This is a genomic window from Chitinophaga qingshengii (assembly GCF_014529935.1).
Classification (GTDB): Bacteria; Bacteroidota; Bacteroidia; order Chitinophagales; family Chitinophagaceae; genus Chitinophaga; species Chitinophaga qingshengii.
The window spans coordinates 141,176-157,743 of sequence record NZ_JACVFC010000005.1 but is presented as its reverse complement, the minus strand read 5'-3'; the positions used below and the strand labels follow the sequence as shown (position 1 = coordinate 157,743).

13 protein-coding genes are annotated in these 16,568 nt (G+C 50.3%); 6 read left to right on the top strand and 7 right to left on the bottom strand.

Translation table 11 applies throughout. The annotated features are described in order from the left end of the window. The first annotated feature begins 2 nt into the window (after positions 1-2). A complete protein-coding gene (locus tag ICL07_RS27735) occupies positions 3-929 on the top strand; it encodes an SDR family oxidoreductase (protein WP_188091326.1) in 927 nt (308 codons plus the stop codon). A 15-nt stretch (positions 930-944) separates the two neighbouring features. Beyond that, positions 945-1,868: a helix-turn-helix domain-containing protein gene (locus tag ICL07_RS27730; protein WP_188091325.1), complete on the top strand. Its 924-nt coding sequence runs from the start codon at positions 945-947 to the stop codon at positions 1,866-1,868. Between the two features lie 202 nt (positions 1,869-2,070). Here ICL07_RS27730 and ICL07_RS27725 read toward each other — a convergent pair whose 3' ends face one another. From ICL07_RS27725 to ICL07_RS27695, 7 genes are read right to left on the bottom strand one after another with little or no spacing between them, the layout of a single operon-like run. Then, on the bottom strand, positions 2,071-3,141 hold the full coding sequence (locus tag ICL07_RS27725; protein ID WP_188091324.1) for a dipeptidase: 1,071 nt from the start codon (positions 3,139-3,141) through the stop codon (positions 2,071-2,073). A 12-nt stretch (positions 3,142-3,153) separates the two neighbouring features. After that, positions 3,154-4,191 carry a sugar kinase gene (locus tag ICL07_RS27720; RefSeq protein ID WP_188091323.1) on the bottom strand — a complete coding sequence of 346 codons (1,038 nt, stop codon included), beginning with the start codon at positions 4,189-4,191 and terminating at the stop codon, positions 3,154-3,156. 53 nt (positions 4,192-4,244) lie between these two features. Next, complete coding sequence (locus tag ICL07_RS27715; RefSeq protein WP_188091322.1) at positions 4,245-4,712, bottom strand: RidA family protein; 468 nt, start codon at positions 4,710-4,712, stop codon at positions 4,245-4,247. Positions 4,713-4,733: 21 nt separating this feature from the next. Then, entirely contained in the window at positions 4,734-6,053 is a 1,320-nt protein-coding gene (locus ICL07_RS27710; RefSeq protein WP_188091321.1) for a gluconate:H+ symporter, read from the bottom strand. Positions 6,054-6,098: 45 nt separating this feature from the next. Then, the gene (locus ICL07_RS27705; protein ID WP_188091320.1) at positions 6,099-8,357 is read right to left on the bottom strand and encodes a glycoside hydrolase family 20 protein; all 2,259 of its coding nucleotides are present in this window, start codon (positions 8,355-8,357) and stop codon (positions 6,099-6,101) included. Then, a complete protein-coding gene (locus ICL07_RS27700; protein ID WP_188091319.1) occupies positions 8,354-9,901 on the bottom strand; it encodes a SusD/RagB family nutrient-binding outer membrane lipoprotein in 1,548 nt (515 codons plus the stop codon). Before ICL07_RS27700 ends, ICL07_RS27705 begins: the two co-directional genes overlap by 4 nt. Before the next feature lie 23 nt (positions 9,902-9,924). After that, positions 9,925-13,092, bottom strand: coding sequence for a SusC/RagA family TonB-linked outer membrane protein (locus ICL07_RS27695; RefSeq protein ID WP_188091318.1), 3,168 nt, complete (start codon positions 13,090-13,092; stop codon positions 9,925-9,927). A gap of 64 nt (positions 13,093-13,156) precedes the next feature. Here ICL07_RS27695 and ICL07_RS27690 point away from each other — a divergent pair, with 64 nt between their 5' ends. The 4 genes from ICL07_RS27690 to leuD all read left to right on the top strand — a co-directional run bounded on the left by ICL07_RS27690 (position 13,157) and on the right by leuD (position 16,560). Continuing rightward, entirely contained in the window at positions 13,157-13,417 is a 261-nt protein-coding gene (locus ICL07_RS27690) for a hypothetical protein (RefSeq protein ID WP_188091317.1), read from the top strand. A gap of 15 nt (positions 13,418-13,432) precedes the next feature. Further along, entirely contained in the window at positions 13,433-14,218 is a 786-nt protein-coding gene (locus ICL07_RS27685; protein WP_246485188.1) for a DeoR/GlpR family DNA-binding transcription regulator, read from the top strand. Between the two features lie 303 nt (positions 14,219-14,521). Continuing rightward, positions 14,522-15,925 (top strand): 3-isopropylmalate dehydratase large subunit, encoded by a 1,404-nt coding sequence (gene leuC / locus ICL07_RS27680; protein ID WP_188091316.1) that lies wholly within the window; start codon positions 14,522-14,524, stop codon positions 15,923-15,925. 38 nt (positions 15,926-15,963) lie between these two features. Then, entirely contained in the window at positions 15,964-16,560 is a 597-nt protein-coding gene (leuD, locus tag ICL07_RS27675) for a 3-isopropylmalate dehydratase small subunit (RefSeq protein ID WP_188091315.1), read from the top strand. The last annotated feature ends 8 nt before the right edge of the window (positions 16,561-16,568 follow it).

The following is a 16,568-nucleotide window of genomic DNA, read 5'->3' as shown; positions in this document are numbered from 1 at the left end:
AGATGAATGTTATTGTAACCGGGTCCTTAGGCAACATCAGCCGGCCATTAACAGCGCTGCTGGTCAGCCAGGGACATCATGTGACCGTCGTCAGTAATGACCCTAAAAAGCAGGCTGACATTACACAGCTGGGGGCAACAGCTGCTATCGGTTCCATTACGGATCCTGCATTTCTTACCGAAACATTCAGAGGAGCCGATGCGGTTTATGCAATGATCCCGCTGAGCTTCGCGGAGCCGGACCTGTGCATTTACATGCACCGGGCAGCACAAAGCTATGTGCAGTCGCTAAACGAAACACAGGTCAAAAGGGTGGTTTTTTTAAGCGGTTGGACGGCGGACCTTATAAAGGCAGAAAACGTAGAACATCTTTTCGACGGGCTGGACACATCATTAACCATTATGCGGCCGGCATCTTTTTATACCAACTTTTACCAGTCGATCGATTTAATAAAAGGTAAAGGCATTATAGGCAAATACCTGACCTTGCGATACAATGGGCTCCGGGCCTTGCTAACAGGTAAAACCGGATTACTGATGGGTAATTACGGGGGAGATGACCGCATCGTTTTTGTCTCGCCGAAGGATATTGCAGACGCCGTAGCCGAAGAACTGCAACTGTCGCCGAAAAAAAAGACCATCCGGTATGTGGGCAGCGAAGAAATGACCTGTAATGAAGCCGCCCGGATCATCGGTACTACAGTAGGCAAGCCCTGGCTCAGGTGGGTACTGCTCACCGACAAAGAGATGTTGCAGGGATTGAAGATGGCGAAAGTACCGGAAAAATTAGCGAAGACGCTGGTTGAAATGCAGTCGGTCATGCACAGCGGAAAGACCCTGGAGCACTTCCATCGTTCGCATCCTAAAATGGGCAAGGTGAAGCTCAGCGATTTCGCCAAAGAATTTGCGATCGTTTATCATCAGAAATAACGAATTTTATCTGCCTTGAAAAATCATCAGCTATATCATTTTCATTCGATCACCGAGTATCACCGGGCGGCAGGCTTACCCGCCCCCGCACACCCGCTGATCAGCCTGGTACAAATGGACGATCTGACCAGCCCCCTGGGGGAAAGCCCATTCAGCATTGTCTATGACTTTTATGCTATCTCGATGAAAAGAGTGAGCAACGTTAAATTCAAATATGGCCAGCAGGCCAGCGATTTTGACAATGGAGTATTGTTCTTTATGGCACCCGGCCAGGTTTTCAGCGTCGAATTTGAAGCAGGCAATGCGACACATCGCCCGGAAGGATGGATGCTGTTGGTGCATCCGGACTTTTTGTGGCATACCCCACTCGCTAAAACCATTCGCCGGTATGAGTTCTTTGGTTATTCTGTCTACGAAGCGCTCTATCTTTCGGACAAAGAAGAGGCTATGCTCACGGATATCGTACAAGATATCAAGCAAGAATATCTTTCTAATATTGACCGGTTCAGTCAAAGCGTGATCGTTGCCCAGCTGGAACTATTTTTAACTTATTCTGAGCGATTTTACCAGCGGCAGTTCATTACCCGAAAGATGGCGAGTCATGAAATACTTGGTAAGCTGGAAGATTTGCTTGCAAACTATTTTAACAGCGGCGCGTTGGCGCAAAATGGGCTGCCCAGCGTCACCTGGATCGCTGAAAGCTTACACATTTCACCAGGTTATCTTAGTAGTTTACTCAAATCCCTAACCGGTCAGAACACGCAACAGCATCTGCACAGCAAGCTGATCGAACTGGCTAAAGAGAAGCTTTCCACGACCGATCTGACAATAAGCGAGATTGCCTATGAGCTAGGCTTTGAACACCTGCAGTCTTTTAGCAAACTTTTCAAAAGCAAAACTAACTTAAGCCCTCTGGCTTTCCGTTCGTTGTTCAATTAAGCAACGACTACCGCATGACACCACCAACAGCTGGAAGGCATTGCTGTTACCTGTGCCCCGGATATTTTTACTATAACTTAACGCGTTGTGCTATTAAAAAGCCAACGTGTGTTTTGCTTCGATTTGCAAACCGTTCATAGCACAACGCGTTAATAAATAATAAAAATCTTTGCGCCTTTGAGAGAGAAAGGCTTCGCGTGCATTATTTCCATGCTTTCCGCAGGAACCGTAGCCAGTTCCCGTGCATGATATTTTCTATGTCTGCTGCGGCATAACCTCTTTTGGAGAGCATATCCGGCAGCCGTTGTAAATCGGCAATGGTTTCCAGGTCGTAAGGGCATTGCTCCTTTCCGAAAGCGCCGTCGAGGTCTGTCCCGATACCTACGTGCAGGGAGTTGCCTGCAATCTGGCAGATATGGTCCATATGGTCAATTAACTTATCCAGGTTACATTGCATGGCTTCCGGTGTGGATACTCCCCGTACCCACCCTGGCACCATCATCCAGGCATCGAGTGCGCCGCCAATGACAGCGCCTTTTTGCACCAGTATTTTAATCATGTCGTCGCTGAACTGGCGGTTGTGGTCTACCAGGGCGCGACAGTTGTTATGACTGGCCCATACGGAGCCATTAAAAATATCCATGGCATCCCGGAAGGCATCGTCGCAGAGGTGTGTTGCATCGAGGATCATGTTTAGTTTTTCCATTTCCCTGATGAGTTCACGGCCTTGCAGATTCAGGCCGCCGGTGGCGTCGGTACCATTGGCATAACGTCCGGGCCCGTAGTGAGCGGGACCTACAGCGCGCAACCCTTTTTCGTATGCCCGGTGCAGATGGTCCAGTGTTACCAATGAATCCGCGCCTTCGAGACTGAGGATATATCCGATTGGTTTATTATCATTCGGTGTGCCATCGTTCCACAGGGCGAGGTGTTGTTCCAGTGCCGGCAGATCTTTGATCATGATCATTTCGCCGTCATCTTCCATGGCTTTGTACCAGGCCAGCTGTCCCTGTGTTTGTGCCCAGGCCTGTTCCGGAGAATGCCATCCGGGCAGCGGGTTGTCTGGCGCTACATAACGGCCTATCTGTGTAGCCACTACCAGGCCGATGTTTCCCTTCCGTAATTCGGGGAAAGCGACCACGCCTTTAGCCCTGTCGGGCTTATCATGTTGCCCGGCCTCTCTGCTGCGGATAGCCATCACAGGCTGCCGCAGGTCCCTGTTCCATTCCAGGGCATTCATACTAAGGTCCAGGTGTGCATCAATCGTAAACATACAAGCATAAAATTATCGGACTATCCTTCCTGAAGGGCCGTTGGCCATCAGTTCCGTCACCTCCTTTTCGTTCATCAGCGCCCAGTCGCCATGAATACTTTGTTTCAGTGTACCACAGGCAACGGCAAAATCGATGATCCGTTGCGGTGGGTACCGGTTCATGGCGCCGAACAGCACGCCTGCTGTGAAAGCGTCGCCGGTGCCGATTTGGTCGGTGACCTGCGGAACAGTAAATCCTTCTGCATAATAATACCGGTTATCCTGCGCCAATGCGCCGAAATATACCAGCTGATTGCCTTGTACCCGCCGGAAGCTCATGGCCAGCGTTTTAAGCCGGGGCATGTGCCGGCGCAACTGTTCATAACATTGTTCGAACCTTTTCTCCAGCGGGAGTTGTTTATCTGTTTCGATATTGTAATACACATTCACAGCGTCCAGGTCGGCGACAGTGATATCGCTGTGTTGCAGCAGGGCGGGCATCACCGTAGCGGGATGCTGCCCGTATTTCCAGAGGGTAGCGCGGTAGTTAAAATCTGACGAGATGGTAAGACCAGCTGCCCGCGCAGCTTCCAGTGCTTCTGCGCACACCGCGGCGCTGCTGGCGGATAAAGCCGCTGCCACGCCGGACCAGTGAAATACGTCGATGTCTGTCAGGGCAGATGACCAGGCGATATCACCCGGTTGCAAAGTAGCGAAGGAAGAACCAGCACGGTCATATATCACCCGTCCGGGGCGGATACCATTACCGGATTCCGTAAAATACAACCCCAGCCTGTCGCCGCCATAAGCAATCCTTGCGGTGCCTACACCCTGGCTTTTCAGCTGTTGCAGTCCTGTGGCAGCCAGGTCGTTGTCCGGTATCCGGGTGATGTATTCTGTGGACATCCCCAGGCGTGACAACAACACACAAACGTTGGCTTCAGCGCCGGCATAATAGGGAATATAACCATCTGCCTGCACAAAACGTTTACCGCTATTGCTATGAAGCCTCAGCAAAAATTCGCCGAAAGCTGCTAACCTGACTGCTGTTGATCCATCCCGCTTTTGCATGATCCAAATTTTAAGGGAAGATACTGTTTTCCCCGGCATCTGCTACAGCCATCTTAATACAATTCAAACAAGGCTTCTATCTCCACCGGAATGTTATCTGGCAGGGAACCGAAGCCCACAGCGCTGCGTACGCCGATACCGTTTTCTTCACCCCAGACAGCGGCAAACAGCTCGCTGCAACCGTTGATGACATAAGGATGTTTTTCAAATTCAGGGGTACAGTTTACCATCCCCAGCACTTTAATTACCCGCTTCACTTTATCAAGACTACCCACATGTGTCTGGATGGTAGACAGCATCGTCAACCCAACCTGCCGGGCGGCCAGTTTGCCCTGTTCCATATCCAGTTCACGGCCTATTCTGCCGATGATCAGGGATTTGTCTGATTGTACCGGTCCGTGACCGGAGAGGTAAAGGTATTTACCATCGATCAGGTAAGGTTTGTACACCCCTACCGGTGCTGGCGCCGGTGGTAATTCCAGGCCCAATGCTGCCAGTTTTGCTGTTGCTTTGTTTTCCATGTTTTCTGGTTTATGTTTGCTTTAGTTTGTGAGAATTGTATTCAGTGCCAATACCCCTATCAGACCCATGATACCCACCAGGGTTTCCATCACAGACCAGGAGAGGAACGTATTTTTTATACTGATATTAAAGTATTCCTTGAACATCCAGAAGCCGGCATCATTCACATGCGAGAACATCAGGCTGCCGGCGCCGACCGATAATACCATCAGATTTGGATTCACCTGTCCTGCTGCCACCATCGGCGCCATCATACCTGCTGCCGTGATACCGGCTATCGTTGCAGACCCGATACAGGCGCGTATTACCGCCGCCATCAGCCATCCCAGTACCAGCACCGGGATATGCCAGGAACGCATAGCCACGGCAATTTGTTCACTCACCCCGCTGGCCGCCAGCACTTCTTTCAAAGCGCCTGAACCGGCAATGATCAGCATAATCATGGCAATGTCCTTTACCGCTTCCGCATAGATATTCATGATGTCTTTCAATGGTTTCCCCTGCGCCACACCCAGCGTAAAAGTGGCTACCAGCAAACAACATAACATCACGATCGGTGCATCGCCCACGAAAGAAATCAGGCCATACAAAGGAGCGCTCTTAGACATCCCATGCAACAACCCCGTGGTAATGATGAGTAACAGTACCGGCAACAACGCTGTCAGGAAACTGTTGAAAGCCCCGGGCAACGCCTGTTCAGCCGTATCTTTTGTTTGAAATAACGGAGAAGGTGATGCCGGTATCCGTTTCAGGTACCGTGCAAAAAACGGACCCGCTACCAGCAGTGCAGGAATAGCCACCACGAGACCGTATACCAGCGTTAGTCCCATATTGGCCTGAAACTGCGTCACCAGCGCTACCGGCGAAGGATGCGGCGGTAAAAAACCGTGGGTGATAGATAAAGCCGCCAGCGTGGGTAGCCCGATGTAAACCGCCGGCAGCTTATATTGGTAGACCACAGAAAATATCAAAGGAACGAGTAACACAAAGCCTACACCGTAGTACAACGGGATACCGATAATGAAACCCGCCACCAGCAAGGCCCATTGTACGTACCTGGTACCAAACAACCCGATCAGCGTTTGCGCGATCTGCCGCGCAGCGCCACTCTCAGCCACCAACTTACCCAGCATAGCGCCTACAGTGATAATGATCAACAATCCACCCATGGTATCGCCAATGCCTTTCTGCATGGCCGCCGTAATGGACTGTGGCGGCATACCCAGCCACCAGCCTGCCAGTGCAGATACGATCACAAAAGCCAGGAAGGCGTTGCATTTGGCTAACGTTACCAGTACTATCAGCACCAGTATACATAAAACAACGATCAAAAATGCCATGCCGTATAAAAATGTAATGCTAACGTGGAAAATATACGCACAGCATCAGTTAACAATAATCTCATCTGCCAGCAGCATACACCTGCCTCCGGCGCCGTATTCACCTTCCGGGATCACGCCTTTGTTAACAGCGGTCACTCTAATATAACGTGCCTGCACCGGTTTTACAACCAATCGTACGGAATTAATACCATTAACCGGGAAACTATCGGTCCCGGCCACACGTTCATATTTTATACCATCGGTGGATACTTCAAATACCAACGCCGTTGGCGCCCACATTTTCTGCCAGTGATAGTTGAGCACATTGGTCCCGAGCATTTTCACCTCCTGCACAGTCCCCAGATCCAGCAGCGCGTGCAGGTCCCTGGCCGAAAAGCCCATCCACTGCCCGTCATTGAAACGGTGCGTGCCGGCGATACCGTTCACCAGCAGGGAAGCATCGCCGGTATATTTGGTATTGGCCGGTTGTTGTAGAGTTACCGGGGCTCCGGTGGACTTATACACGTCAAATGCCTGACGGAACAAACGCCCTACCGGTTTGCCCTGTACGAACAATTGGGCCTGCAACAAACTGCTGCGATCGATCCGGAGGCGATCCCTATAAGCCGGACTACCGGCTACGGGTACACTCCCGTCGGTGGTATAACGGATCACGGCGCCGGGTTGACGCGCCTGTAAACTAACGTACAGGCTTCCCCGTGAGAGGCTGTCCAGGTGATAATTGATCTCCCGCCAGGTAGTATAACGGTCACCCGTCAACGCTGTCAAGCGTCGGGTAAACTGGTTATAATCCCGTACCGTGGCCGGCGACCAGGCTCTTTCAGCGGTTGCCTGCAAGCGGGGATAGATTACATAATTGGCTTTTGTTTCGGAAGAAAGATATTCACTCCAGATTCCCCCTTGTATACCGGCAATGTAGGGCAGCAACGCCGTATCACCGGCTGCTGTCAACGGTTCATAGGCATACACTGTTTCCAGCGGCGTATAGCCGGCGGCAGCGGTCTGCTCTTCGGGATAGAGTGACTGATAGTGATCAAAATACAACTCCTCTTCCGGTGTCATAATCACCTGCTGCTTTTGCCTGGCCGCCATTACCGCGCCTTCTACGCCGCGCCAGCTCATCACCGTAGCGCCGGGCGCCAGCCCGCCTTCCAGGATCTCGTCCCAGCCTATAATACGGCGGCCTTTGCTATTAACATAATCGCTGATACGACGAATAAAATAACTCTGTAAGGCATGTTCATCTTCCAGATGCTCCGCTTTCATCCGCTGCTGGCAGGCAGGACATTGTTTCCATCTTACCTTAGGGCATTCATCCCCACCCACATGGATGTACGAAGACGGGAACAGTGCGATCACCTCATCCAACACATCTTGTAAGAAGAAAAAGGTACTGTCTTTACCGGCGCAGAACACATCGTCAAATATGCCCCAGAACTGCGCGGTTTTGTAAGGGCCACCTGTGCAACCCAGCGAAGGATAGGCACTGAGCGCCGCCAGTGCATGCCCTGGCATTTCTATCTCCGGGATCACATTGATATGTCTTGCAGCAGCGTAAGCTACCACTTCTTTCACCTGTTCCTGCGTGTAGTAGCCACCGTATCTTTTCCCATCAAAACGATGGGGCAATTCCTTCTTATGCCCGATCATGGTCTGATCGCGCCAGGCAGCTATTTCCTGTAAACGGGGATATTTTTTTATTTCTATGCGCCACCCCTGGTCATCCGTCAGATGCCAGTGGAAGTTGTTGAACTTATAGAGCGTCAGCTGGTCGATGAAATTTTTGACATATTCCACCGAAAAGAAATGCCGGCCTACATCGAGGTGCATACCACGATAAGAAAAACGGGGATAGTCGGTGATCATCGTTCCCGGCAATGCCAGTCCACCGCCGGGGGCGGGTTTCCACAGTTGCCGCAGGGTAGCGATACCATGACCGATACCTGCCGCATCGTGCGCGATTAGTCTCACCTGCTGGGGTGTTACCTGCAACAGGTAACCTTCCGGTTGTTTCACCAGCACCGTATCCAGCGCCATACTAACAGCAGCGCCCACACGATTTTTCAACGGAAGGCCGTTGACCGTCTGCATATACATTTTCAGCTGTGCAGCATCCCGCTCCAGGCCGGGCATGGCCTTTATTTCCGCGTGAACAGTAATAAAAGCGCTGTCGGGCGTCCAGGAAGCCGCCACCGGCAAAGGAATCAGGGCTGCCGGAGCGGCAACCCTTTTCCCTTGAGCGAGGAGGCATGTATGAACCGTTATGAGTACAGAAAACAGGAATACTCTTTTCATCATCATTTGTCCCACCATATTCTGGTTGTTAATAAATCCGGTCCTTGTCTTTGCACCGCTTCGTTGTAATTAGCCCCGTTGATACCCTGTTCCGTCTGGGAGTAAGGCAGTCTGCGGGGAATAGTACCACCGGTTACGTTGCCGGTATATTTCACCGGCACCAGTACCGGGTAACCGGTGCGGCGCCAGTTGGCATATGCTTCCTGTTCATCGAGCAGCAGCGCCACCCAGAACTGTGTATGGATCTGTTCCATCTGTTGATCAAAAGAACCACCGGTATTAAGCGCGTTATCCGCCACGTACTGCGTGATACGTTCCGGCGCGATGGTACCGGCAGCGCCAAACAGGCTCCAGTTGCGCAAAGCAGCGGTTACGCCATTAGCATACAGCTGTGCTTTGTCACCGGAACTCCAGCCACGCAGGGCCGCTTCGCTGAGCAACAGGTTCATCTCTGCGTTGGTCATCACCAGCAGCGGTGAAGCGTAGTTCAGGATGGTAGCAGGGTTCGGCTCGGAGTATGTTTCCGGGTTAGCTGGTTTTACATCGGTACCGTTGGCCATACCTTTCTGCAAAGCGGCCGTAGTGTCCGGGTTGCCATTGGTCCACACCACGGACACTACACCCAGCCGCGGGTCATTGTGGTTTTTCAGGAAATCGATAAACGTCTTGCTGAATTTACCCCATTCCTGGTTTTTAGCGCCTTTTGAGCTGGGCACGTATTCCTGGTTCACTAATTCAAACGCAATGGGGTTGTTGTTATAGGTCTGCGGACCGTTGGAATATCGCACTACCGCATTGTCTACCGCGTCAGTGATCACACCGCCGGCGATAGCTTTCTGCGCCCAGTCTTTCGCCACTACTTTAGTGCCTTTGGCACGGGTAGTACGCATAGCCATGCGCAGCATCAGGGAGTAACCGAATTTTTTCCACTGGTCGATGTTGCCTTTATAGATCAGGTCAGCATTACTGTAGGTAGGTTTGTCGGCATCAAAAGATTTGATGGCATCTTCTACTTCTTTCAGCATGGCAGCATAGATATCTTCCTGCGCATCGTATTTAGGCTGGAACAAATCGTACTTGCCTTTATTAGCCTGGCTGTAAGGGATATCGCCGTACAGGTCGGTGATACGCTGCATGAGCAACACTCTCCAGAGACGGGCTACCGCCAGCTTATTCACATCATCCGCCCCTTTTGCGGCTTCAATGATTTCCGCCAGTGTAGTGATGGTATTGGTATAGATGTTACGGAAATAAAAGCTCTGATAAAAATCGTTGACCGCATATTTATCACCGGCGCCGGAACCAGCCATTTCTTTGGCAATAGCGTAGTGTTGTATGTAGGTACCGGAATGCAGGTAAGAAGTAAAGAAATAAGCGCGGTCCAGCGGCAGGTTGCCTTTCAGCAAACTTTGGGTGAACAGCAGATCGATGTTCGGTTTCTCTGTAGCATTCGGGTTTACGTTGAGATCACCGAAGCCTTTATCGCAGGAGGATAACCCCAGCACAGCGCCTAAGAGCAAAACAAATTTATATCGGGCAATACGTTGCATAAGCTGACAATTTTAAAAATGAACTAAAGTTTTACCTGAAGGTTTACGCCATAGCTCCGGGTACGGGGCACCCCGAACATTTCAAAGCCTTGCGCATTGGAGTTGCTGAAAGTAGACTCCGGATCGATGTTTGGCGCATTCTTGTACAGGATAAACAGGTTCCTGGCTACGAAAGAAACAGTAGCCCCCTGCAGTTTGGCGAAAGCAAACACTTTTGCAGGAATGTTATAGCTTAATACCACCTGACGCAGTTTAATAAAGCTCGCATCGTATACAAATTTCTCAGAGAGGTTTTTGTAGTTGTCGTAATAAGCCTGCAGACCCGTTTCATACGTAAATGTTTTGCTGAACGGTTTGCCTTCCTGGTCTACACCGCTGACGGTGAGACCGCCATCTCTTCCCGGCAGCGTGATTTTATTCAGGCCGAAGCGGGTAGCATACAGGTTGGTAGCGGAGTATACGTGACCACCGAATTTACCGTCGATCAGGAAACTCAGGTTAAAACGTTTGTAGGTAAAATTGTTGGTGATACCTGCGGAGAAGGGAGATACGCCGGTGCCGAGGTCTGTCAGGCCGCTACGCATTTCATAACCGGTAGCTTTGTCGTAGATGGTATTACCGTTTTGATCTTTCAGCACTTTAAAACCTTTGATGGTGCTGTAGGCTTTACCTGCTTCTGCAAAAATATAGGCGTAACTGTTAACGCTCATATCCAGTTGCAGGCTGCTGATACCATCGGCCAGTTTCAGCACTTCATTTTTGTTGTAGGCCATGTTGTAACTGATGTCCCAGGAGAAATTCTTCTGTTTGACAGGTGTGCCGTTCAGCAATACTTCGATGCCTTTGTTGCTCATTTCCCCTACGTTGAGGATGGCGAAGTTATATCCGGAGGCAGGAGATACAGCCGCCTGCATGATATCGTTGGTAGTTTTGCGGCTATACACCGTGATGTCTGCAGAGAGGCGGTTATTGAGCATCCTTGCTTCGATACCGGCTTCAAAAGTGGTAGACAGCAGTGGTTTCAGGTTAGGGTTAGGCGCTTGCAGCAGGCCGGAACCGCTACCCTGGGAGGTAGTCTGGGTAGGTGTTTGCAGCGGCTGGCCCAGGTGACCGCCACCGGAAAGTACAGAGTAGGTCTGTCTCAGGATATAAGGCTGTGGCGTAGCCCCGCCTACCTGCGCCCAGGACGTACGCACTTTAGCGTAGTTGATCCAGGAAGGCATTTTAACCGCTTCTGACAACAGGAAGCTGGCGCCTACGGATGGATAAAAGATATTGTTGTTGTTGACAGATAAAGTAGAGAACCAGTCGTTACGGCCGGTAGCGGTGAGGAACAGCAGGTCTCTGAAAGACAGGTCCACAGAGCCGAACAGCGAGTTGGTCGCCTGGCGCTGGTTAACGTTGGTGGTATTCAGACTTACCACGTTGGACGGGTCATAGAAGCCTGGTGCGAAGAAATCGGTACCGTTCAGGTTTGTTCCGTCTGACAGGGTTTTGCGTCTGTTACCGCCGGCCATGGCAGTGATACCGAGGTCGCGGCTCAGTTTACCCTGGTAGTTGATGGTCAGTTCGCCGTTGGTTTCGGTACTGATGGTATTGTACTGCTGGTACAGCCCTTTAGGAGCGAAGAGTGTACCAGTAGGTACAATACCGGTGTAGTTGATGTTCAGATAATCATGGCTTACACGACCGCGAACGAACAGGTTGTCCAGGATATTGTATTTAATACTGGCGTTACCGATAAAACGTTTGCGGTCATCGTTGTTACGAAAGCGGTTAGCTACAAAATAAGGATTGGAGGCAAAACCGGAAGGGTTCCACTCAACTTCCTTGTCGGCGGCGTCATAACCGGGATTGAGGCTACGGATGTCCACAGTGTTGGCCATCATGTAGGTACCCCAGTTGATGTTGCCGGGTGCATCGGAAACGCTGCTCCTGTTTTTAGCCTTTTCCACATTGTATTGGGCATAGGCTTCGATAGACAGGCGTTTACTGAGATTAGAGAAGACACTGACAGAACCGATCTTTTTATTGAGCGACTGGTTGGGTACCAGACCGTGGTTGTTCATATCGGATAAGGATACACGGTATTTGGTGTTTTCATTACCACCGGAAAATGCCAGGGTGTTGGTAAAAGTGTTACCAGTGTTATAGAAATTTTTGATATTGTTTCGTTGTGCGGAGTAAGGACGTTCCACGCCATCGAACTGAATTACGTTGCTACCATCCAATTTCGGTCCCCAGGAGAGGCGGCCGGCAGCGATAGCTTCAGCTTTGGTTTTAGGTTTCTGCCCTTTTTCACCGGAGCCGTATTCATATTGCCAGTCGGGGATAATAGACGGTGTTTCGAGGGTGAAGGTGGTGTTATAATCCACGCCGATACCTTTCTGCGCTACGCCTTTTTTGGTAGTGATGAGGATAACGCCGTTGGAAGCGCGCGCGCCATAGAGGGCTGCCGCCGGACCGCCTTTGAGCACGGTGATGGATTCGATGTCGTCGGGGTTGATACCGGCGATACCGTCGCCGCGGTCGAAGTTAAGACCATTGGAAGCGCCGCTGGTGAGGGTGCTTTGGGTGGTGTTGTCGATGGGCATACCGTTTACCACGTATAGTGGTTGGTTATCGCCGTTCAGGGAGCCGTTACCACGAATGATCACGCGGCTGGAGCTACCGGGGCCGCTGGCGAGGCTGGAGGCGTTCACACCGGCGATTTTACCGGTTAATGCATCCGCCACGTTGATTTCGCGGGCCTGGGTAAATTCGCTGCCTTTCACTTCAGTGACAGCGTAGGCCAGGGCTTTTTTCTCTTTTTTAATGCCGAGGGCTGTTACCACCAGTTCACCCAGGGCTTTGGTATTGGTGGCCAGCTGGATTTGAATGTTGGATTGTCCTTTCGTGGCTTTCACCTCTTTACGGTCGAAGCCTACGAAAGTAACTGCGAGGGTGATTTCACCGGTATGGGTAGCCGGTATTTTAATAGAGAACTGACCGTTTTCGTTGGTCAGGGCGCCAACGCCTTTGGCGCCGACAAGCGATACGGAGGCGCCGATGATTTTCTGCCCGTCGCCAGCGCTGGTAACAGTTCCGGATACCAGATCAGACTGGGCGTAGCTACATACGGAAAACAACAGGCCCAGCAGTGGCAGGAATATCTTCGGAAAGTTGGCCACGGTTATGATATGTTTCATCATGTGGTTTGGTTGATAGTTAGTTCTTCGAATAATGCGGAAATTACAGGGATAAAAATAGGGACTTTTGCGAAAACTGCAAATTATTTGCAATAAATTTGCGCAAACAATGCAAAATTTAAGGTTAACAAAAGTTTCACTTCAACATAACAAATTAATTATCAATATTTTATCATCAAACAAAAAACGCAGAAAAATTATTTATCTTCCAAAAGTGCAAAATTGTGCAGGTTCTGCTATTTTTGTTATACAACCCATATGGTGGCGCTATAAAGGAAGCGGTGCATTTTTTGCATATGCCCGTTTTTTTGTCTATCATCACCAATGAATTTTATCAGATGCTATGGATAGTATGAACACACAGGACCAGATACCCCCGGTTTCCCTCACTAAAAAGTCCAGGAAACAGCTTATCATTCAGCAGGTAAACATACATACCCGTATTACCTACAGTGAACTGGTGAGCCTGATCAACGTTTCTGAAGACACTATTCGCCGGGATGTGAACGAACTGGCGGAAGATGGGGAGGTAGTGAAGATCAAAGGCGGCGCTATGTCCATCGCTTACCATTATGGTCATGAATCGGAAACCTATGCGCAGACCAATAAACTGGTCATCGCTGAAAAAACGCTGCAGCTGCTGCGCGATGATATGATTGTGCTCATTGGGGGCGGCACCACCATCCGTGAGTTCATTAAAAAAATACCCACCACCCTCAGGGCCACCTTTATTACGGTAAACGTACTGTCAGCCGTAGAACTGCTGGATAAGCCCATGATCAAAACCATTGTCATCGGCGGACAGATATCTGCTTACAGCCAGATGACCGTCAGCGGGGAAGTGTTTGAATATTTATCCAATATCAAGGCCGACCTGTGCATTATCGGTACCAATGCGATCGATCCTGTTAATGGTCTCACCGATGCGGACTGGGAAACCATCCAGGTGAAAAAGGCCATGATCAAAGCAGCCGATAAAGTGGCTATCCTGGCCATTTCCGAAAAACTCAACAGCTCCATGAAAATGAAGATCGCCGATCTGCAGGATATACATTACCTGATTACCGAACTACCGGCAGGTAGTGAGGCGTTGCAGGGATATAAGGCGAAGAACCTGGAGATATTATAACAAAACTGCCATCCCTTCAATTCGTTTTAGCCCAGGCTTCAGCCCTGGGCTTTCTTTACGCCAGCCCCTATAGCATGACATTACCATGACAGCCAATTATCTTTTCCTGCTCCCCTTCTCCCCTTTTGTCATATATTCCAGGAAGATCATTATACTGATAATCAACCAATTAACACAAACCGAAAGCACTACCCCATCAAACAATAATCATCTTTTTACACTTCTTTTTAGAAAAAATATGACAATCATAATAATATCTGGATATTTTTTAAGAATTTAGCACCTACCTTTAAAATTATGAAAATGAGCAAAATACCCGCTACCTTATTTGACAAAGTATGGGATTCGCATGCGGTCAGGAAAATCGAAGACGGTCCTGATGTATTATTTATAGACCGTCACTTCATTCACGAAGTAACCAGCCCGGTAGCCTTTCTGGGACTGGAAAGCAGGGGATTGAGCGTGATGTTCCCCGGAAAAACCTTTGCAACAGCCGATCACAATACGCCTACTATCAACCAGCACCTGCCGGTACAGGACCCCCTTTCCGCCAATCAGCTGAAAGCCCTGGAATCCAATACGGCTAAATATGGTATTTCCCACTGGGGCCTGGGTAATCCCCGCAACGGCATCGTACACGTAGTAGGACCGGAAAACGGTATCACCCTGCCGGGTATGACCATTGTATGTGGCGACTCCCACACGTCCACCCACGGTGCTTTTGGAGCCATCGCCTTCGGCATCGGCACCTCCGAAGTGGAAATGGTACTCTCCTCCCAGTGTATCATGCAACAGAAACCGAAGAAAATGCGTATAACCGTTGCCGGTACTACCGGTAAAGGTATTACACCTAAAGACGTGACCCTTTATATCATCTCCCAGCTCACCGCTGCCGGCGCTACCGGCTATTTCGTGGAATATGCCGGCGAAGTATTTGAAAAGATGAGCATGGAAGGCCGTATGACCGTCTGCAATATGAGCATCGAAATGGGCGCCCGTGGCGGTATCATTGCCCCGGACGAAACCACCTTCGCCTATATCAAAGGCCGTGAAAAAGCCCCGCAGGGAGCTGACTGGGATAACGCGCTCGCCTATTGGAAAACATTAAAAACAGAAGAAGGCGCCACCTTCGATAAGGAATATACCTTCAATGCTGCCGACATCGAACCGATGATCACCTATGGCACCAACCCCGGTATGGGCATGGGTATCACCCAACGTATCCCCGTAGCAGAAGAAGCCGGCGGCAGCGCTGCCAGCTACGAAAAATCCCTGCAATACATGGGCTTCCAGGAACAGGAACCAATGCTGGGTAAAAAAGTAGATTATGTATTCATCGGCAGCTGTACCAACGGCCGCATTGAAGACTTCCGCGCTTTCGCCTCTATCGTAAAAGGACGTAAAAAAGCAGATAACGTGACCGCCTGGATTGTACCGGGATCACACATCGTAGAACAACAGATCCGCGAAGAAGGCATCCTCGACATCCTTACCGCTGCCGGCTTTGAGCTGCGCCAGCCCGGATGCTCCGCCTGCCTGGCCATGAACGACGACAAGGTGCCCGCCGGCAAATACGCTGTCAGCACCAGCAACCGTAACTTCGAAGGCCGCCAGGGCCCCGGTTCCCGCACCATGCTCGCCAGTCCGCTGGTAGCCGCTGCTGCTGCTGTTACCGGCGTAGTAACCGATCCCCGGGAACTGATCTGATCTCTTTCTATCATCCTTTTAATTACACAAACAACAACATGGCTTACGATAAATTTACGGTACTGAAAAGCACAGCTGTGCCGATGCCGATCGAAAATGTGGACACCGACCAGATCATCCCTGCCCGCTTCCTGAAAGCGACCGAACGCAAAGGATTTGGCGATAACCTGTTCCGTGACTGGCGCTATAACGCCGACGGCTCTCCGAAAAATGACTTCGTGTTAAACAACCCGATCTATTCCGGTAAAATACTGGTCGGCGGTAAAAACTTCGGCAGCGGTTCCAGCCGCGAACACGCTGCCTGGGCTATCTACGACTACGGCTTCCGTTGCGTGGTATCCAGCTTCTTCGCCGATATCTTCAAAAATAATGCACTCAACATCGGTATCCTGCCGGTACAGGTAAGCCCGGAATTCCTGCATAAAATCTTCACCGCTATCGAAAACAATCCGAAAGCGGAACTGGTGGTCGATCTCCCGGCGCAAACCATCACTATCTCCGCCACCGGCGAAAGTGAAACATTCGATATCAACAGCTACAAAAAACACAACATGACCAACGGCTACGATGATATCGATTACCTCCAGGCCATGAAATCAGATATACAGGCCTTCGCCGCCAAGAGCATGTATTAACCATCATT